Origin of the sequence: Kitasatospora sp. NPDC048298 (assembly GCF_043201465.1) — a bacterium.
Lineage (GTDB): Bacteria > Actinomycetota > Actinomycetes > Streptomycetales > Streptomycetaceae > Kitasatospora.
The window spans coordinates 71,640-88,904 of the sequence record NZ_JBICYZ010000030.1 but is presented as its reverse complement, the minus strand read 5'-3'; the positions used below and the strand labels follow the sequence as shown (position 1 = coordinate 88,904).

Genomic DNA, 17,265 nt, shown 5'->3' with positions numbered 1-17,265 from the left:
GCGCTCCGTTCTGGCATCCTGTGGGCAGCCACGGCATGGGCCGCCAGCCACGGCGTTCAGACCGAGGTGACGGAGGCTCAGCGCTTTGGCCTTCCCGGTGCCCCGCCGACCGGTACCCGCGTCACCTGCCGGATCCACGGTCGGCCCGGCCCGAGGCCTCGGAAGGCGATCGGAAGGAAGCCGATATGAGCATGCTATCCACCAGGCTTACCGAGAGGTTCGCAGTCCAGCACCCGTTCGTCTGCGCCGGGATGGCCTTCGCGGGTGGCACCGCGGATCTCGCGGTGGCCGTCTCCGGGGCAGGGGGCATCGGCGGGGTGGGGGCCGCATTGCTGCCGCTGGAGACGCTCCGGCGGACCATCTGCGAGATCCGGGACCGCGTGGGCGGGGCCCCGTTCCACATCAACCTGATCACGTACTTCGACAACAGCGACGCGGTGCGGGTTTGCGTCGAGGAGCAGGTGCCGATCGTCTCCTTCCACTGGGGGCATCCGCCGGCGGACCAGCTCCGGCGGCTGCGCGACGCCGGGATCTCGGTGTGGGAGCAAGTGGGCTCCGCCGACGCGGCACGGCGCGCCGTCGACGACGGCGTGGAGGTGGTCGTCGCCCAGGGCTGGGAGGCCGGCGGGCACAACTACGGCGGACTGCCCACGATGGTCGGCGTCCCCGCCGTGGTGGACGCCGTCGGGGAGCGCGCGCTCGTCCTCGCCGCGGGCGGCATCACCGACGGACGCCAGGTCGCCGCGGCGCTGTGCCTGGGCGCCGACGGCGTTTGGGTGGGCACTCGCCTGGTCGCCTCCCGCGAGGCACAGGTCCACGCCGAGCACCACCGCCGGCTGGTCTCCTCGGCGGGCGAGGACACGGTACTCAGCCGGATCTTCGGCCCGGAGTGGCCCGACTTCAACCCGATGCGGGTCCAGCGCGACCGTGTGGTCGCCCAGTGGAACGACCGGCCGGCCGAGGTGCCGACCGACCGTGCCGGGCTCGAACAGATCGGCACCACGGACTTCCAGGGCGAGCGGACCGTGCTGCGCAAGTTCAACCCGTTCCCGCCCGGGCCCTCGACCGAGGCGGACTGGGAGGAGATGCCCTGGCTGATGGGGCAGGGCGTCGGCCTCGTCCACGACATCCGGCCCGCCGGAGAGATCGTCGGAGAAATGATGGAACAGGCCGGCCGCGTCCTCTCGTCCCGCCGGGGCCGGTGAGTGCAGCAGCCCCGTCACGAACGGCCGGCCGTCGAGCAGCTGCTCTACTTTCGCAACAGACCCTGCGCCGGGGGCCGCGCTCCGCTTCGTCGGGGTGCGGCCCCGGTTCAGCTCGTGCGGCGCGGCCAGCAGGTCATCATCTGGTCGGCGACGGTGTGCAGCGCCTCGCGCGGCACGCCCGAGGCGGCCTGGACGGCGAGCCCCTGGGCGATCGCGACCAACAGCCGGGCGAGGGCCGTGGCATCGGCGCCGGGCGGCAGGCCGTCGCTGCCGGAGAAGCCCCGGAGCCGCTCGGCCAGGTTCGTCACCCCGGCCTCCCGGAGCCCGGTGAGGTAGTCTCGCACCTCGGCCGAACGGGGGTTCACGGCGAGCGCGCTCTGCACAACCAGGCAGCCGTGCGGGGTGCGGTCGCCGGCGACGGCCTCCACGGCGGAGTGCAGGAACGTTTGGGCCAGCACTGCGGCGGTCGGCTGTCCGAGGGCGGTTCCCAGGTAGGACCCGGGGCCCGCCATGTAATGCTCGACGACCTTCCGGAACAGGGCCTCCTTGTCCCCGAACGCCGCGTAGATGCTGGGGGCGCTCATGCCCATGGCCGCCGTGAGGTCGGACATGGCGGTGCCCTCGTAGCCCCGGGTCCAGAAGGCCGTCATGGCCGCGTCCAGCGCGCGCTCGGGGTCGTAACTGCGAGGTCGACCACCCGGCATGAGCCTCTTCCCGCCTTTCTCCCGCCCGCAGCCTAGCGACGGCGCCGCGCTGTTGACACGTCCCCGAGGCGGCGGAATAGTTTACTAACGATCGTTAGGATACTCCGCTCGGCAACGAGGAGAGCCATGAGCCTGATCGATCCCCACGCGACGGACCCCCGGTACACCAGGCGCAACGCGGTCTACGTGCCCAGCGGAGAAGGGGAGACCGCCTGGGTCTACGCAGACACCTACACCCTCAAGGTCGGCGGCCAGGAGACCAACGGGGCGCTGACCTTCCTGGAGGCGACCGTCCCGCCCGAGGGCGGACCGGCACCGCACGTCCACAACGACCACGACGAGGCGTTCTACGTGATCTCCGGGGAACTGGAGTTCCTCAACGGCGACCAGACCGTGACCGCCGGCCCCGGCGGCTTCTTCTTCGTCCCGCGCGGCACCCGGCACCGCTTCCGCAACCGCGGCTACCACGCCGCCAAGATGGTCTTCTTCTTCACCCCCGGCGGCATCGAGGAACTCCTCCTCGCCGACGCCACCCCGGCCCGGCCCGGGACGGCCCCGCCCATCCGGGAGCTCAGCATCGCGGCGCCCCCGACGGAGCTGATGGAGCGCTACGGCACCGAGATCCTCCCCGACCCCAGCTCGTGATCGCGGAGAGTTCCCTCCTCGGCCACGTACGGGAGCACCCGGCCCACCTGCCCGGCTGAGCCTCCGGCGGCGTCGGAGCCAGCATCGCACTGTCCGGCCTGCTCGCCCTTGCCGCGGCGCTCGCCACCGGCCTCCTGCGCATCGGCTTCCCGGCCCGCACCCAGCTTCTGACGATGTCCGACGACGTCCGAGTTACTGACTTCGGCCTGCCAGGGTGAGGTGGGGGGTGTCGAGGGTCAGGCCGGTGCACGTCGCCCCGCGACAGCCCGGAAGGGGGGCGCGCGGTTCCCATGAGACGGCGCGAGAGGCCGCTCAAGCTCCCAGAGGTGCGTGAAGCGAGAGGGGCGACAACGGCCCGGCCACAGAGCCGTCGGCCGCCCCGTCCCACCCTGGCCTGCTTCGCAACGCCGAGGCGAACCTTAGCCAATTCTCCACATCAGCCGCCCAGTTGGAGTGAGCGATCCACCCATTGCCCGAACCAGCCCATCGCGCCGCGAGGGACCGATCCGGCTCCATGACGCCACAGCCATCACCCGAAGATTCGTATACGTCGGTGTGGCGCGCGATCGGTCGGGAAACGATGCGCCCTGTCGGGCCGCGATGCGGTGGCCCCACCGAACGGAGGACACGATGCGGTCATCCACCGGTCGGAGCCGTCCCCACCGGAAGGGCGGTGCGGCGAGGCCGCTGCAACTCCTCGCGGGCGTCGTGGCGATGGTCCTGACCATCGCCGGGCTGGTGTTCGCGGCGGCCGGGCCGGCGGCGGCGCAGCCCCCGCCGCCGAACAACCTGGAGGACGTCCAGGCCGTCACCTACAACCTGCAGGGGGCGGGAAGCGGCGACGACGCCGACAAGTGGGCGAAGGATCTGCCGCAGCTCATCGATCTGAACTACAACATGATCGCGATCCAGGAGGCCGGCCCGGCGCAGGCGGTGCCGGGGTCGTACCTCGGGACGATCCCGACCGCGCCCGGCCAGCAGCCGGTCCAGGTCTACCAGTGGAACGTGAACACCCAGAGCCGCCAGGAGGTCTTCTACATCTACTACCTGCGGACCGACTTCGGCGGGAACCGGGTCAACCTGGCCATCGTCACGCCGTGGTACACCAACCAGGTCCTGTACGCCCCCAACGCCGGGTCGCGTCCCGCCTTCGGGATCCGGATCAACAACGCGTCGTACTGGACGGCGCACGCGGACTCCAACGGCGGCCAGGCGAACAACGCGGAGTCCACCCTGGGCGCCATCGCGGCCGCCTCGCCCAACGCCAACTGGCTCGCCATGGGCGACTGGAACCGCGACCCCGACGAACTGCCGGTCACGGCGCCCGCCGGAGCCGTGCAGTACCGCAGCGGCCGCTACACCGTCGGCTTCTACACCGGCAACCTCGCCGAAGCGGACTACTTCTTCACCGGCCGCCCGCTGGCCGCCGGCGCACTGTACGAGGGGGAGCGGCTGAACGCGATGAGCAGCGACCACACCCCCGTCGGCCTACTGCCCCTCGCGCTGCGCGCCGGCGCCGAGGCGGTCGAGCTGCGCAGCCTCGGCGACGACGAGAACCGCCTGGCCGTCCCGGGCGACTCCACCGCCGACGGGACGACCCTGGTCACCGATCCCCCCTCCGCCCGCACCGGCGGCCAGGCCGCGGTCCCCGACGCCGGCCCCGAACAGACCTGGCGCCCGCAGCCCTTCCTTGGCCTGCCGGCCTTCATCCTGGTCAACGAGAAGACCGGCAAGTGCATGGACGTCCGCAACGGCACCGCCAACCAGCGGGACCTGGTCGTCCAGAACACCTGCTCGGGCCAGACGACCCAGGCCTGGTACTTCCACCCCGGCCCCAACGACTCGGCCACCGGCGTCCTCGTGAACGGCTACCACACCAACAGCTGCCTCGACGTCCTCGGCGCCCACAACAATGCAGGGGCAGCCGCCATCTCCCCCTGCGGCCCCCAGGACACCCAGCAGTGGGAGCTCACCACCAGGCAGTCCTCCGCCATCGCCAGCGTCAGCAACGACAGCCGGCTGCTCGACGTCGAGAACGCCTCGCTGGACAACACCGCCCACGTGGTCACCCAGAGCAACAACGGCGGATCCGACCAGTACTGGCACCTCGACTCCAGCGGCCCCGGCACCTTCACCATCGTCAACGAGAAGTCGGGCAAGTGCCTGGACGTCCACGACGGCCTCCAAGCGCGCGCGGGCGACTGGACCGACCAGTACGACTGCGCGGGCCAGCCCACCCAGAACTGGACGTTCACGACCGGCCCCAACGGGAGCGTGCACCTGGTGAACACCTACTACGGGTGGGACCTGGACGTGCTGCGCAACCTGACCGGCGACGACCGCTGGGTCGGCGTCTACCCGGACACCGGCGGCACGAACCAGCTCTGGACCTTCCTGAGCTGACCGCGCCCCCCAGCCCGGGCACCCGGATCAGTGGTGCTCGAGATGCTGTCCGTCGGGCCAGATGCCGTCTGCGGGCATGTCCAGCCGCTCCGTCAGTGGCAGGCGCCACTGCGGGGTGGTGGTCGGCTCGCCCCAGTAGTCGGTGACGCGGACCGCCTCGCCGTCCCGCAGCTCAGCGATGCTGACGTTGCGGTAGAGCCGACCGTCGCCGTAGTCGCAGGTCCATTCAACCACGATCACTTCATCGTTCAGGTGGAGGCGGCGGCCTACGGCGAGGGTCAGCTCGGGGAAGTTTCCCTCGACTTCGCCGACGAGCTCTCTGGTGCGCACCACCTCGCCCAGCTGCGGCCACTGGCGTTGGACGTCCTCGGCGAGGGGAACGCCGAGGATGTAGGCCAGTCGGGTCCGGCCGTTCGGCTGTGCTGCCGCCTCGTTCATGGCACTGGTTCCTTTCCGGATGCCACGGGTGCACTACGACGCCTGCCCCGGTCACGATGGCACAGGTCCTGGGGAGCTGGCGCGGACATTGAGGCGGGCGCGTCACCGACGGCACGTCACCGCAGAGCCTCGGCCCCTGGGCCGTAGGCCGCACCACACCCGCGCACCCCGGCGTGCGTCGTAGCGCGCTCCGCGCTGTCGGCGATCGAGTGCGCCCGGCACCGGCTCGCAGCCGTCGGCCGCACCGGCCCGGTCGGCACGAGGCCCAGCCACCACGCCCGGACCCGCCGGGCGAACGGCCGGCCCAGGTCACGCACCTCGTCCACGCGCTCCGCCCGCCGGCCGGGCAGGTACCTCGTCGGTCGTGGGCGAGGACGTGGTGAAGCCGGGCCCCGTACCGGACTTGGCGAATGACGACCCGAAGGGCAACGCCTGGGCTACCTTCGGACCTACGCCGACACGGTGCCGGCGCAGGCCGCCGTACCAGTGATCGCCAAGCACCGGCATCCTTTCCGAGGCCGGGGTGGTGGCGCTCAAGAACGCCGTCGCCGTGGTCGAATCGCTTCGGAACGACGCCGGGCACCTCAACCCGTTCAGCGCCGCCGCCGAAGACCGGTCCACCCCGCCCGCACCGCCCCCTCGATTCCCTTCCGAGAACGGGCTCGCGGCCATGACCTGCCCGGCCCGCCAGGGGCCGCCGGCCCCCTCACTCGTTGCCCAGCACCGACCTTGGAGTGCCGTATGAAACCCTCCCAGTCCGGAACCCGCAGCCGCCGTCGCCTGGTCGGCGCGGCCCTGGCACTGACCGTCGCGCTGGGCGCGACCACGATCACCGCCGGCGCTGCCCCCACCCCGTCCGCCGGCGAGCGGCTCCCCGCAGGCTTCAGCGAACACCGGGCCGTCGCCGGCGACATCGGCCTGCACTACGTCATCGGCGGCCACGGGCCGACCCTGGTGCTGCTGCACGGCTACCCGCAGACCTGGTACGAGTGGCACGGCATCATGCCGGCCCTCGCCGAGCACTACACCGTCGTCGCGCCCGACCTGCCCGGGGCAGGGCAGAGCGACGCCCCGCCGTCCGGCTACGACAAGAAGACGATGGCCGCCAAGATCCACACGCTGCTGGCCTCGCTCGGCAAGGACCAGGACGTACGGATCGTCGGCCACGACATCGGCACCATGGTCGCCTACTCCTACGCCGCGCAATTCTCCTCCACCGTAAGGAAGTTAGTACTCAGCGAGGCCCCGATCCCGGACGACGGCATCTACCAGTTCCCCGCCCTGACGAAGAAGGGGCCGGGGGTGTGGAACTTCGGGTTCTTCAACCTGACCGACGGCTTGCCGGAGAACATGATCCGCGGCCGGGAAACCACCTGGACCGCCGGCTTCATCGGCGGGTTCGAGGGCGTGAAGGGCGCGGTCACCCCGGAGGACATCCGGGTGTACGCCCACTACCTGCGCGACCCCGCGCATCTGCGGGCGAGCCTGGCCTGGTTCCGGGTGTTCCCGCAGGACATCCAGGACGACGCGGAGTTCCGGCGCACCCCACTGCCGATGCCGGTGCTCGCCATCGGCGCATCGGGCAGCCTCGGCCCGGCCGTCGGCGAGCAGGCCCAGGAGTACGCCACCGACGTCACCGCCGTGACCGTCCAGAACTCCGGCCACTGGATCTACGAGGAACGCCCGGCGGAGACGACCGCCCTGCTGCTCGACTTCCTCGGCCGACCCTGACCGGCTACCCGCCGTGAAGCTGCTCACCGACGGTCAGCCGCGGACGGCCCGCTCGATCAGGTCGGCCGTGGCCGCCGCCCGGGAGAGGTACACGGAGTGGCTGCCGGGCACCTCGACGGTGGTGGCACCGATCCGCTCGGCCATCGCGCGCTGAGCCGGCGGCGGGATCATGCGGTCGTCCTGGGCGACGAGGTACCAGGACGGCTTGGTGCGCCAGGCCGCGAGCGAGATCGCGCCGTTGAGGGCGTCCAATCCCCATGGGACCTGGGAGTCGGCCATGAACTCGGCCTGGGCGCGCGGCAGGTCACCGGCGAAGGACTCCGGAAACCTCTCGCGGTCGAGGAACAGGAACCCGTTGTCGGGCGCCAGGATCGGGGGCACCGGCGCTCCCGGCGGCGGGTCGGCGATCAGGGTGGCCACCGATTCGCCCTTGTCCGGGGCGAACGCGGCGATGTACACCAGCGAGGCCACGCTCGGGTGGCTGCCCGCCTCGGTGATCACCGCGCCGCCGTAGGAGTGGCCGACCAGGGTCACCGGCCCTGGCATCCCCTCGATCACCCGGTGGGTGACGGCCACGTCGCCCTCCAGGGAGAAGGTGGGGTTCTGCACGACGACCACGCGGTGGCCCCGGTCCTTCAGCGCGTCGTACACGCCCTGCCAGCCGGAGCCGTCCACGAACCCTCCGTGGACGAGGACGACGTTCCCGTGCGGTGCGTTGTCGCTCATGGTTCCTCCAAGCTCTCCCGGGCCCGCCGTTCGGCCCTCGCGCAGCACGGTAGGAACAGTGCCGGTCGCCCCGCTTCCGTCATGTGACGTAGTTGCCCGACCGGGCCCGCCGACCGAATCCGTCGCATCTGCTGACGGCGGCGGCGCACCGACGCTATGACTGGCGGCATGGCGATTCACGACCGCTCGGGCAGCGGTGCGGAGGGCCCTCTGGTCGGACGGCAGACCGATCTGGAGCGCTTGGACGCGTTCTTGAGCGACGTTCCGCGGATCGGCGGGTCGCTGCTGGTCCTCGGGGAGCCGGGGGTCGGCAAGACGGCGCTGCTGGACGCGCTGGCCCAGGGAGCCGAGGGTGTCGGGATGCGGGTCCTGCGAGCCGTGGGCGTGCAGTATCGGGCTCAGGTCGGCTATGGCTCGCTGCACCAGTTGGTGGCGTCCTCCCCCGGGGTCCGGTCGGAGGCGGCGGGCGTCCCCGCGCTCGCCGTCGCGCTCGGGTTCGAGCGGGGCCCGGTACCGAGTCAGGAAGCGGTCGCCGACGCGTTGGTGTCGCTGATCACGGACCTTTCGCGGGACGTGCCGACGCTGCTGGTGCTCGACGATGCGCACTGGCTGGACCCAGCGAGCGCCGTGGTGCTGGGGCGGGTGGCGCGTCGGCTGCCCGGCGCGGGCGCGGGACTGGTGTGCGCGATCAGGGCGGGCGAGGCGAGCTTCTTCGACGGTGCCGGCCTCCCGGTTCACGCGCTGGGCCCGCTCGCCGAGGAGGCGTCCGAGGTGCTGTTGTCCCGGCACTTCCCGGCGCTGGCCCCACGGGTGCGTCGCCGGCTGATGGCCGACGCCGAAGGCAATCCGCTGGCGCTGCTGGAGCTGCCCGCCGCCCTGACGGAGTCCCAGCGGACTGCGGCCCGGGCCCTGCCGGCGCGTCTTCCGCTGACGCGGCGTCTGCAGTCGGCGTTCGCCTCCCGCATTGAGGGCCTGCCGCCGATCACCCGTCATCTCCTGCTGGTGGCCGCCTTGGAGGGCAGCGGCAACCTGCAGGTCATCCGCCGGGCGGTGGCCGGGCGGTGCGACCTGAAGCACCTGGCGCCGGCCGAGCGGGTTCAGTTGGTCTCCGTCGACGAGGCGACCGGCCGACTGGGGTTCCGCCACTCGCTGATGCGTTCGGCCGTGGTGGAGCTGTCGACCAGCGACCAGCGGCGCGGCGTGCACCGTGCCCTCGCCGCGGCCTGGTCCGGGGTTCCCGAGCAGCGGGCGTGGCACCTCGCGCGGGCCGCCGTCGACCCGGACGAACGGATCGCGGCGCTGCTGGAGGAGGCCGCCGCGCTCGTCGCCATCCGGGGCGACGGGCCGAGCGCGGTGGCGGCGCTGGTGCGGGCCGCCGATCTGAGTCCGGCCGGCTCCGAGCGGGCGCGTCGCCTCGCCAAAGCCGCGTACGTCGGCGCGAACCTCACGGGCGACCTGCGCGACGTGCCGCACCTGCTGGACGACGCACGCCGGGCCGCACCGGACGCGGACTCGCCGGCCGCCGCGGTGGCCGCAGCCCTGTACCTGCTCAACAGCTACGGGGACGTCGACACCGCCCACCGCCTGCTGTGCGGCGCAATCGCCCTGCAGCCCGCGCCGTACGACTTGACGGACCTCACCCTTGTCGAGGCGTTGTACACCCTGCTGATGGTGTGCGTCTACGGCGGCCGGCCCGAACTCTGGGCGGACTTCGACGAGGCACTGTCGAAGTGCGTCACTGTCCCCGACACACTTGCCCTGCTCCGCGCCACCTTCGCCGACCCGGCCGGCGCCCGCCCGTCCGACTGGGCCCGGCTCGACGCCGCCGTCGCCGCACTGCCCCGCAGTTCGGACCCGGTCCTGATCGTACGAATCGGCACCGCCTGCGCGTACGCGGATCGTCTCGGCGCCATGGACGAGCCGCTGCGGCGCACCGCGCTCGGCGGGCCGGCCGGGGAGAACCACTTCCCGGCCATCCAGGCCTCGTTCCTGTGGGGCAGCCATGCCTGGTTCACCGGGCAGTGGTCGGAGCTGCGTCATGTGGTCGGCCACGGGCTGGAGTTGTGTGAGGAGTTCGACTACCCGCTGCGTTCCTGGACGGGAAAGTTCGTCCTGGCATGCGTGTCCGCTGCCTGCGGCGACTTCGCGGCGGCACGTGCACTCGCCGACCGGATGGACCAGTGGGCGGGCTCCCGCCGCGCCAACGCGGTGCGCTGCTACGCGGCCCATGCCAGAGCGCTGATCGCTCTGTCGCAGGGCGAGTTCGAGGACGCCTACCTGCACGCGTGCGCCGTCTCACCCGCCGGGGAGCTGGCCCCGTTCACCGGGCACGCGCTCTGGGCAATCCTCGACACGGTGGAGGCGGCGGCGCGAACCGGTCGCCGGGACAAGGCAGTTGCGCATGTCGCGGCGGCCCGGGCGGCCGGGCTCGACGCGGTGTCGGCGCGTCTGCGCATGGTGCTGCTGGCCGCCGGCGCACTGGCAGCCGAGGGCGGGCCGGGGGCGGTGCGGGAGTTCGACCGGGCGCTCGCCGTGGAAGGAGCCGAGCGGTGGCCCTTCGACCACGCCCGCATCCACCTCTACTTCGGCGAGCACCTGCGCCGCGACCGGGCCCGGAGCCGGGCCCGCCACCATCTGGCCACCGCCGCCGAGACGTTCGAACGGCTCGGCGCCGCGCCTTGGGCGGCCCGGGCCGCCGCGGAACTCCGCGCGTGCGGCGGCCCGGTGCACTCCGCGCCGCTCCGGCCGAACGGCCTGCCGCTGACGCCGCAGCAGTGGGAGATCGTCCGGCTGGCCGCAGCGGGCCTGACGAACAAGCAGATCGCGGAACGGCTCTTCCTGTCCCCGCGCACCGTCTCCACCCATCTCTACCAGGCGTTCCCGAAACTGGGCGTCACCTCCCGGGCGTTCCTGCGCGAGGCACTGGAGCAGCTGTGAGCGGCCCGGCACGCGGCCTGCGTCAGGCGAAGTGCCGGATGCTCGCCGGGCGGCCGGGTTCGTACGGGTGCCACCGGTCGGTGGCGGGTCGGCCGGAGGCCACGAAGCCCGCCACCGCACGGGAGAAGGCTGCGCCGAGGGCGCGGACGGCCGCGGTGGCCTCGCCGAGCATGGGGCTGTCGGGGTAGGCGTCGAAGGTGCCGAAGAGGAAGGGGAGTTCGGCGCAGTGCGTGGCGCCGAGGCGGGCCGGGTCGTCGACGGGGGCACGGTCGAAGCGGTAGACGTAGGCGGGGTTCCCGGCCGTGGCGTGGTGGTCGGCGAGAGTGACGGTGCCGTCGCGGAAGACGAGGTCGGTGGCGAGCTCGGTGAGGATGTCGCCGGGCGCGGCCTGCGGCAGTCGGGCGGCGGCGCGGTCGTACCGCTCGCCGCCGTCGGCGACCTGGCCGGCCACGATCGCGCGGGCCTCGTCGGCCGCGAGGGCCCGGATCCGCGGGTCGAACGCGAAGAACGCGGTCATCTCGTCCCTGGTGGTGCCGGTCAGCAGCTGCTTGCCGCCCAATCGGCCGGCCGCCACGGCCTGTTGCCAGGGCGCCGGCATTCCGAAGGCGCCGAGAACGGGGTACATCGGCGGGGCAACGTTGCCCGGGCGGGCCACGTCCTGCGCCAACTGCCCGTAGGCGGAGAGGAGTTCGCTCACAGGAACGATGCGCAGGGCGGTGCGGGGGTCCGGTCCGCCGATGCCGAGCAGGTCGAGGTAGCGGCGGGTGTGGTCGGCGGCTTCGGCCGGGTCCTGCGGGGCGAGGCCGTACGGGCCGCTCTGGGTGATCAGGCGGGTGATGTGCGGGCCGGTCGCCGGGGACAGGGCGAGGTAGAGGGCGGAGAACGCGCCGGCGGACTGGCCGCCGACGGTGACGTTGTCGGGGTCGCCGCCGAAGGGGGCGATGTTGCGGTGGACCCAGGCGAGGGCGGCGGTCTGGTCCTGCACGCCGAGGTTGTCGATGCCGAACTCCGGCAGGTGGAGGTAACCGAGCGGTCCGAGGCGGTAGTTGGCGGTGACGACGACGATGTCGCCGGCGGCGGCCAGGTGGCGGCCGTCGTACCAGTCCCAGCCGCCGGATCCGCTGGTGAACCCGCCGCCGTGGAACCACAGCAGCACCGGCAGGGCGCCGTCGCCCGACGGGCGCGGGGTCCAGACGTTGAGGGTGAGCGAACCGTCCTCGTCCCAGTCGGGCGTGCGCCGTCCCATCACCGCCTCCAGCCGGGACGGGCTCTGCGGGACGGACGGGCCGGGGCGGGCGGCGTCGCGCACCCTCGACCAGGCGGGGTGCCGCGCGGGGGCCGCGAAGCGCCGCTCCCCCACCGGCGACGCCGCGTAGGGGATGCCGCGGAAGGCGGCGACGCCGTCGACGGAGGCGCCTCGCACGCGGCCCGACTCGGTGGCCACGACGGGGCGGTCGATCAGGTTCATGGGTTTCGCCTTCCGGATCGGATCGGTGACGAGTCCGGTCTATCGCTGCCTGGCGGAAAGCCAGCAGAACTTCCGCACCGCTGCGGGATGTACGCCATGAACCATGGGATTCTGGCGAATGTGGGACAGCAGAGAGCTGAGCTGGACGAGACGGAGCGGCGGATCGCCGCAGTGCTGATGGCCTCGCCGCGGGCGTCCTGGCGGACGGTCGCCGACGCACTCGGCCTCTCCGAGCGCACGGTCGTGCGCCGCGCGACGCCGCTGCTGCACGACGGCACGCTGCGGCCCACCGCGGTGCGCAATCCCGCCCGTTTTCCGCGGCTGATCCCGATGGCGCTGCGGATCCGGTGCCGTCCCGGCCGTACCTGGGCGATCGCTGCGGGCCTGGCCCGGCGGCCGGACACCGTGTGGGTCGACGTCCTGGGCGGCGGCGACGAGATCTGCAGCGTACTGTTCCTCGACGGCGCGCAGGCCCGTACCGCGCTCCTGCTGCGCGATCTGCCCGCCACCGCCGACGTCCGGTCCTGGGACGCCTACGATCTGATGAAGGTCTTTCCCGCCGGTTTCTCCTGGAGCGCCGGCCTGTTGACGGCCGATCAGTTCGCGGCCCTCACCCCGACCCGACTCGAGCCCGCCCCCGTACCCGCGATCCAGCCCCTGGACGAGGCCCTCGTCGACCTGCTGGCCGCCAACGCCCGCACCACGTACGACGACCTGGCCGCCCGGCTGGGCACCTCCGCCTCGACGGTGCGCCGCCGCTTGGACGCGCTCATCTCCGGGCACTCGGTGCGACTGGCGTGCGAGCTGGACCTGCGGCTGCTGGGCATCGACGCCGAGGCGCTGCTGTGGATCACCACCGGCCCCGGCCGCCTGGAAGCCGTCGGACAGCAGTTGAGCCGCCACCCGCAGGCACGGTTCACCGCGGCGACGACCGGGGCGGCCAACCTGCTGGTGGCCGTCGCCGCCGAAGACCTCGGCGGGCTCTACACCTTCCTGACCAGCACCGTCGGCTCGATCGACGACGTCCGCGGCCTGGAGGTGACCCGGATCCTCAGCACGGTCAAACGCACCGGCCGCATCCGACCACCCGAGAGCTGACGCCCACCGCGCTCTTCCCGGAAAGGCCTGCTCCCGCAAGGACCTGCACGAGCTAAGCAGCGCCGCGGCACTTCGCACGGTGAGCCTGCGAGAGGCAGCCGCAACGGCCCCTCAACGCGGGTCGGCAATCAGCTGCGGGCCCCGTGGGCGAAGCGTGGCCGAGGTGGCGCGCTCCCGAACGGGGCCGGGCGCGGCCGGCCTGAGGCGCTTGCGAGCGAGGACGGCGGCGGTGATGACGAGCATCTCGGTCCGGGCGAAGGATTCGCGGACGCACTTGTGCGTGCCCGCACCGAACGGCAGGAACAGCTTGCGCGAAGCGGTGCCCCAAGTCTGCCGCCGGCGGTCGGGGTCGAAGCGCAGGGGGTCGGGGCAGAAGCGCGGGGATCGGTGAAGGGCGGTCCCGACCACTCATCGCATGCCGGGACGGCTATCCGGCCCACAAACCGTTCCTCCCGGTCGCCGCATCGAGGCGGCCTCCCGAGTAGCCCTGATCGGGAGACGAGTGGTGTCGAGGTCGGTGCCGTGGCCGAACTCCTGGGCGCCCGGGGGTCACAGTTGGGGAGGTGCGTCGCCACCGAGGAGGGTGATCAACTGGGCGATGAGGGCGTCGAGTTCGCGGCCGACCTCGGCGATCCACGGGTCGCCGTAGCTGGCGAACAGCAGGCTGGGCTGGTCGACTGCGAGTTTGGTGTCGCCGTCGGGATCCGCGTACAGCAGGGTCCGCAGCGGTGCGTGCAGCATGACCGACGGGTCGTGGCGGAACATGCGCTCGGCGATCGTGTGGTTGCCCATCAGGTACTGCGTGGCCTTCCAGGAGGACGGCGAGCCGGCCATGACGGCGGTGATGTCGCTGCGGTAGTAACGCATGAACCCGTGCGGGGCGTTGATCTCGGCGAGTTCGAGCGTGGCCTGCCAGGAGGCCATCTGGAAGAAGCGGTGGACATCGACCTCGGGGACGAGGGCTTCGTAGTGCTCGCGCGCTTCGTCGTACGGGCGGGGCAGCGCCACGACGAGCCGCCGGGCGGAGTGGTCGATGACGGCGGTGTTCGTGGTCATGGCTGTGCCTGTTCGTCGTCGGAGTGGACGAGCTCGACATCGTGGATGTCGAGCGTGATGGAGGGCAGGTTGAGATTGACGCTGTTGTCGGGGTTCCGGCGGAAGACCCGCCGGCGCGTCGCCACGAGCAGCCCGTCGAAGCTCCGGTGGCGGCTGGTGTAGTGGCCCACCAGAGTGCTGCCGTTGACTTCGGCGACGTAGTCCATGCGCCGCTGCCTGCCGAAGGCATCGAAGTAGAACACCTGGTCGGGACTGTGCGTGGCGATCTCGGGTGGGAAGCGCACCTGGAGGCGGCGCCAGGTCTGCCCGGCCTCGCACCACGGTTCGATCTCGCGGGCGCGCACGCCCGGATGAGTGAAGAGGAACGGGGTGGTGAAGTAGTTCCAGCACGCATAGCCCAGGAAGTAGCCGAGGTGTAGGGCGTCCCAGGTGCTGCTGCGCAGCATTCCCTTGAAGCCGGCCCGCGCGGGGGCGAGGGTCTCGACCGGATCGCCGTCGAGGGTCTGCATGGTGACGCTGTCGGCGGTGGCGTCGAAGACCATCCGCCGGTCGGGGCGGGTGAACGGGCTGAACACGATGTGCTCCCTGACCGTGTCGAGCGTCAGGATCTGGTCGAAGGTCTTTTCCGGCGGCCAGCCCTTCACCGCCCAGATCGGGCCGCCGATGGAGATGTCGACCTTCAGGCCGCGCAGGGTGTCCCAGAGCTCTCGACCACCGACGGTGGCGATGGCCAGATCGAGGAGTTCGTCACTCATGGGCCTGTCCATGCCAGCAGCCTGCGGGGCCCGCAGCCAGGGTGCAACTGGAGCCCGACGAGCTGTTGGCACTGCAAAAACAGTCGGCTCGGTGCTGGGATCGGCATGCTCAACCGGCCAACTCACGCCCTACGGGCGAGCCGAGCAAAGTGCCCAGCGGACCGAGCAGGCCCGCGCCCGCCCATGAAGCCGCCGTCGACCAGGAGGATGGAGGGCTCACCAATTCGTTTAGCTATGGGTAGCGATGACGTGGCACACTGTCACCTCGGCCCGGCGTCCAGGCGACGTTGGGTGCCCTCCGTGGTCACAGCGAGTTGCTCGGTGGCGTCAGCGTCCGAGGGGAGGCACCACGAAGGCCTTCTGTCGTTCGACGCCTTCGTGGAGCCAGCCACGACACAGCATGATGGACTTCTCACCCGGCTATGTGAGTGAGGGGCGCCTGCCGGTCCGAGAAGATCCCTGCTGACGGCACACCGATCACAGTCCCCGGACAGCGATGACAGCTCGCACCCGATGCCGATGACGTCCAGCAGAGGAGAACCATGAAGATCTCCAGCGCATTCGCCTCCTCCTTGGAGGCACCCGCCCACATCGCTGCCGCCGAGCGCCTCGGCTACGCACGTGCGTGGCTCTACGACACCCCGCACCAGAGTCCCGACGTGTGGATGCTGCTGGCACTCGCGGCGCAGCGCACCGAGCGCATCGGGCTCGGGCCGGGTGTGCTGGTGCCGAGTCTGCGCCACCCCATGGTCAATGCCGCCGGAGCGGCGGGTCTGGCCGCACTTGCCCCAGGGCGGGTCGCCGTCGCTTTCGGGTCCGGTTTCACCAGCGCACGCGCCATGGGAACCAAGCCTTCCACCTGGGCGTTCCTCCGTGAGTACATCGCCGCGTTCCGAGGTCTGCTGGCCGGGGAGACAGTGGAGTGGCAGGGCGCCCGCATCAGGATGATGCACCCGTCCGGGCATGCTCCCCACCGTCCGATCCGCATCCCGATCGCCGTTTCGGCGACCGGGCCCAAGGGGCTCGGGGTCGCCCGTGAGCTGGGGGACGGGCTGTTCTCCGTCAACGAGGAAACGGCGGGCGCGCGGGATTTCCCGTGGGCGGCACTGACCGTTCACGGCACGGTGCTGGCCGAGGGTGAAGCGTTGGACTCTCCACACGTCATGGCCGCCGCGGGCCCCGGGAACGCGCTCGCGTACCACTTCCTCCACGAAGCCGGCGCTGACGTACGCGAGCTGCCCGGTGGCGAACAGTGGCTGGCCGTGATCGAGCGCACCGATCCGCAGCAGCGCCACCTGGCCATTCACGAACAGCATCTGGTGGGGTTGAACGAAGCGGATCGGGCCGCGTGGGACGCGGGCAGCTGGGAGTCGGTTCCCCGTACGACGTTCACGGGCACCCCAGAACAGCTCCGGACCCGCCTCGCCGAGCTCGTCAAAGCAGGCGTGACCGAGCTGATCTACCAGCCCACCGGACCCGACATCCCCGCCGAACTCAAGGCGTTCCTGAAGGTGGCCGCCACGGTGTGACGCGGTACGACCGGTGTGGTTCTTCGCCCCTTCCGGGTGCTCGCACTCGTCTCCGCAGACCCGAGAGAGAAGGTGATTACCCCGTGAGCACCGTCGAGGACAGGAACAAGGCCATCGTCGGGGAAGCTTTCGACACGCTGTTCAACCAGCGGGACTACGCCGCCGCCGAGCGGTTCTGGTCCCCCGGCTACATCCAGCACAGCGCCCACATCGCGCCCGGCCGGGACGGGCTCTTCGAGCTGGTCAGGAGCCTCCCGTCGGAGCTGAAGCACGAGTGCGGGCTGATCATGGCGGAGGGGAACATGGTCATGGTGCACGGGCGTTTCTCGGGGCACGGGCAACCCGCACCGTGGATCGCCGCCGACCTCCTCCGCATGGAAGACGGCATCCTGGCGGAGCACTGGGACGTGATCGAGGAGGAGGCTTCCCGGAACCAGTCCCTGAGCGGCCTGCCGATGTTCGGCGACCGCTTCCCCGAGGACCCGGGCTGACCGCCGAGACGCCTCCTTCACCCCCCGGCAACGGGTAGTCGGTGCAGTCCCGGCTCCCCCGCCGCCAGCTGGCAGGCAT

15 protein-coding genes are annotated in these 17,265 nt (G+C 71.6%); 8 read left to right on the top strand and 7 right to left on the bottom strand.

Annotated features, from left to right (window positions below; genetic code table 11):
* The first annotated feature begins 185 nt into the window (after window positions 1-185).
* Window positions 186-1,205 carry an NAD(P)H-dependent flavin oxidoreductase gene (locus tag ACGF0D_RS22515; RefSeq protein WP_392918842.1) on the top strand — a complete coding sequence of 340 codons (1,020 nt, stop codon included), beginning with the start codon at window positions 186-188 and terminating at the stop codon, window positions 1,203-1,205.
* A gap of 107 nt (window positions 1,206-1,312) precedes the next feature.
* Here ACGF0D_RS22515 and ACGF0D_RS22510 read toward each other — a convergent pair whose 3' ends face one another.
* On the bottom strand, window positions 1,313-1,909 hold the full coding sequence (locus ACGF0D_RS22510; RefSeq protein ID WP_392918839.1) for a TetR/AcrR family transcriptional regulator: 597 nt from the start codon (window positions 1,907-1,909) through the stop codon (window positions 1,313-1,315).
* A 126-nt stretch (window positions 1,910-2,035) separates the two neighbouring features.
* Here ACGF0D_RS22510 and ACGF0D_RS22505 point away from each other — a divergent pair, with 126 nt between their 5' ends.
* Both ACGF0D_RS22505 and ACGF0D_RS22500 read left to right on the top strand, forming a co-directional pair.
* Window positions 2,036-2,554, top strand: a complete 519-nt coding sequence (locus tag ACGF0D_RS22505) for a cupin domain-containing protein (RefSeq protein ID WP_392918836.1) — start codon at window positions 2,036-2,038, stop codon at window positions 2,552-2,554.
* Window positions 2,555-3,184: 630 nt separating this feature from the next.
* A complete protein-coding gene (locus ACGF0D_RS22500; RefSeq protein ID WP_392918833.1) occupies window positions 3,185-4,957 on the top strand; it encodes an RICIN domain-containing protein in 1,773 nt (590 codons plus the stop codon).
* 27 nt (window positions 4,958-4,984) lie between these two features.
* On the opposite strand, the gene ACGF0D_RS22495 is transcribed toward ACGF0D_RS22500, so the two are convergent.
* Window positions 4,985-5,395, bottom strand: a complete 411-nt coding sequence (locus ACGF0D_RS22495) for a nuclear transport factor 2 family protein (RefSeq protein WP_392918831.1) — start codon at window positions 5,393-5,395, stop codon at window positions 4,985-4,987.
* Between the two features lie 741 nt (window positions 5,396-6,136).
* On the opposite strand from ACGF0D_RS22495, the gene ACGF0D_RS22490 reads away from it, so the two are divergent.
* Window positions 6,137-7,126 carry an alpha/beta fold hydrolase gene (locus ACGF0D_RS22490; RefSeq protein ID WP_392918828.1) on the top strand — a complete coding sequence of 330 codons (990 nt, stop codon included), beginning with the start codon at window positions 6,137-6,139 and terminating at the stop codon, window positions 7,124-7,126.
* Window positions 7,127-7,159: 33 nt separating this feature from the next.
* Here ACGF0D_RS22490 and ACGF0D_RS22485 read toward each other — a convergent pair whose 3' ends face one another.
* Entirely contained in the window at window positions 7,160-7,852 is a 693-nt protein-coding gene (locus ACGF0D_RS22485) for an alpha/beta fold hydrolase (protein ID WP_392918826.1), read from the bottom strand.
* A 168-nt stretch (window positions 7,853-8,020) separates the two neighbouring features.
* Here ACGF0D_RS22485 and ACGF0D_RS22480 point away from each other — a divergent pair, with 168 nt between their 5' ends.
* A complete protein-coding gene (locus ACGF0D_RS22480; RefSeq protein WP_392918823.1) occupies window positions 8,021-10,789 on the top strand; it encodes an AAA family ATPase in 2,769 nt (922 codons plus the stop codon).
* A 22-nt stretch (window positions 10,790-10,811) separates the two neighbouring features.
* Here the strand turns inward: ACGF0D_RS22480 and ACGF0D_RS22475 are convergent, their stop codons facing one another.
* A complete protein-coding gene (locus ACGF0D_RS22475; protein WP_392918820.1) occupies window positions 10,812-12,257 on the bottom strand; it encodes a carboxylesterase/lipase family protein in 1,446 nt (481 codons plus the stop codon).
* A 120-nt stretch (window positions 12,258-12,377) separates the two neighbouring features.
* On the opposite strand from ACGF0D_RS22475, the gene ACGF0D_RS22470 reads away from it, so the two are divergent.
* Window positions 12,378-13,355 carry an Lrp/AsnC family transcriptional regulator gene (locus ACGF0D_RS22470; RefSeq protein ID WP_392918817.1) on the top strand — a complete coding sequence of 326 codons (978 nt, stop codon included), beginning with the start codon at window positions 12,378-12,380 and terminating at the stop codon, window positions 13,353-13,355.
* 111 nt (window positions 13,356-13,466) lie between these two features.
* Here the strand turns inward: ACGF0D_RS22470 and ACGF0D_RS22465 are convergent, their stop codons facing one another.
* The 3 genes from ACGF0D_RS22465 to ACGF0D_RS22455 form a co-directional block, all read right to left on the bottom strand.
* Entirely contained in the window at window positions 13,467-13,763 is a 297-nt protein-coding gene (locus ACGF0D_RS22465) for a cytochrome P450 (RefSeq protein ID WP_392918814.1), read from the bottom strand.
* A gap of 141 nt (window positions 13,764-13,904) precedes the next feature.
* Entirely contained in the window at window positions 13,905-14,411 is a 507-nt protein-coding gene (locus tag ACGF0D_RS22460; protein ID WP_392918811.1) for a DUF302 domain-containing protein, read from the bottom strand.
* Window positions 14,408-15,166 carry a hypothetical protein gene (locus ACGF0D_RS22455; protein ID WP_392918809.1) on the bottom strand — a complete coding sequence of 253 codons (759 nt, stop codon included), beginning with the start codon at window positions 15,164-15,166 and terminating at the stop codon, window positions 14,408-14,410. The genes ACGF0D_RS22460 and ACGF0D_RS22455 overlap by 4 nt, the downstream gene beginning before the upstream one ends.
* Window positions 15,167-15,708: 542 nt before the next feature.
* Between ACGF0D_RS22455 and ACGF0D_RS22450 the strand changes: the two genes are divergently transcribed.
* Both ACGF0D_RS22450 and ACGF0D_RS22445 read left to right on the top strand, forming a co-directional pair.
* A complete protein-coding gene (locus tag ACGF0D_RS22450; RefSeq protein WP_392918806.1) occupies window positions 15,709-16,695 on the top strand; it encodes an LLM class flavin-dependent oxidoreductase in 987 nt (328 codons plus the stop codon).
* A gap of 83 nt (window positions 16,696-16,778) precedes the next feature.
* Window positions 16,779-17,186 (top strand): nuclear transport factor 2 family protein, encoded by a 408-nt coding sequence (locus ACGF0D_RS22445; protein WP_392918803.1) that lies wholly within the window; start codon window positions 16,779-16,781, stop codon window positions 17,184-17,186.
* The last annotated feature ends 79 nt before the right edge of the window (window positions 17,187-17,265 follow it).

What these genes read in the sequence shown, in the direction of transcription:
- ACGF0D_RS22515 (WP_392918842.1), top strand. Translation starts at nt 186, where the DNA reads ATGAGCATGCTATCCACCAGGCTTACCGAGAGGTTCGCAGTCCAGCAC.
- ACGF0D_RS22510 (WP_392918839.1), bottom strand. Translation starts at nt 1,909, where the DNA reads ATGCCGGGTGGTCGACCTCGCAGTTACGACCCCGAGCGCGCGCTGGAC.
- ACGF0D_RS22505 (WP_392918836.1), top strand. Translation starts at nt 2,036, where the DNA reads ATGAGCCTGATCGATCCCCACGCGACGGACCCCCGGTACACCAGGCGC.
- ACGF0D_RS22500 (WP_392918833.1), top strand. Translation starts at nt 3,185, where the DNA reads ATGCGGTCATCCACCGGTCGGAGCCGTCCCCACCGGAAGGGCGGTGCG.
- ACGF0D_RS22495 (WP_392918831.1), bottom strand. Translation starts at nt 5,395, where the DNA reads ATGAACGAGGCGGCAGCACAGCCGAACGGCCGGACCCGACTGGCCTAC.
- ACGF0D_RS22490 (WP_392918828.1), top strand. Translation starts at nt 6,137, where the DNA reads ATGAAACCCTCCCAGTCCGGAACCCGCAGCCGCCGTCGCCTGGTCGGC.
- ACGF0D_RS22485 (WP_392918826.1), bottom strand. Translation starts at nt 7,852, where the DNA reads ATGAGCGACAACGCACCGCACGGGAACGTCGTCCTCGTCCACGGAGGG.
- ACGF0D_RS22480 (WP_392918823.1), top strand. Translation starts at nt 8,021, where the DNA reads ATGGCGATTCACGACCGCTCGGGCAGCGGTGCGGAGGGCCCTCTGGTC.
- ACGF0D_RS22475 (WP_392918820.1), bottom strand. Translation starts at nt 12,257, where the DNA reads ATGAACCTGATCGACCGCCCCGTCGTGGCCACCGAGTCGGGCCGCGTG.
- ACGF0D_RS22460 (WP_392918811.1), bottom strand. Translation starts at nt 14,411, where the DNA reads ATGACCACGAACACCGCCGTCATCGACCACTCCGCCCGGCGGCTCGTC.
- ACGF0D_RS22455 (WP_392918809.1), bottom strand. Translation starts at nt 15,166, where the DNA reads ATGAGTGACGAACTCCTCGATCTGGCCATCGCCACCGTCGGTGGTCGA.
- ACGF0D_RS22450 (WP_392918806.1), top strand. Translation starts at nt 15,709, where the DNA reads ATGAAGATCTCCAGCGCATTCGCCTCCTCCTTGGAGGCACCCGCCCAC.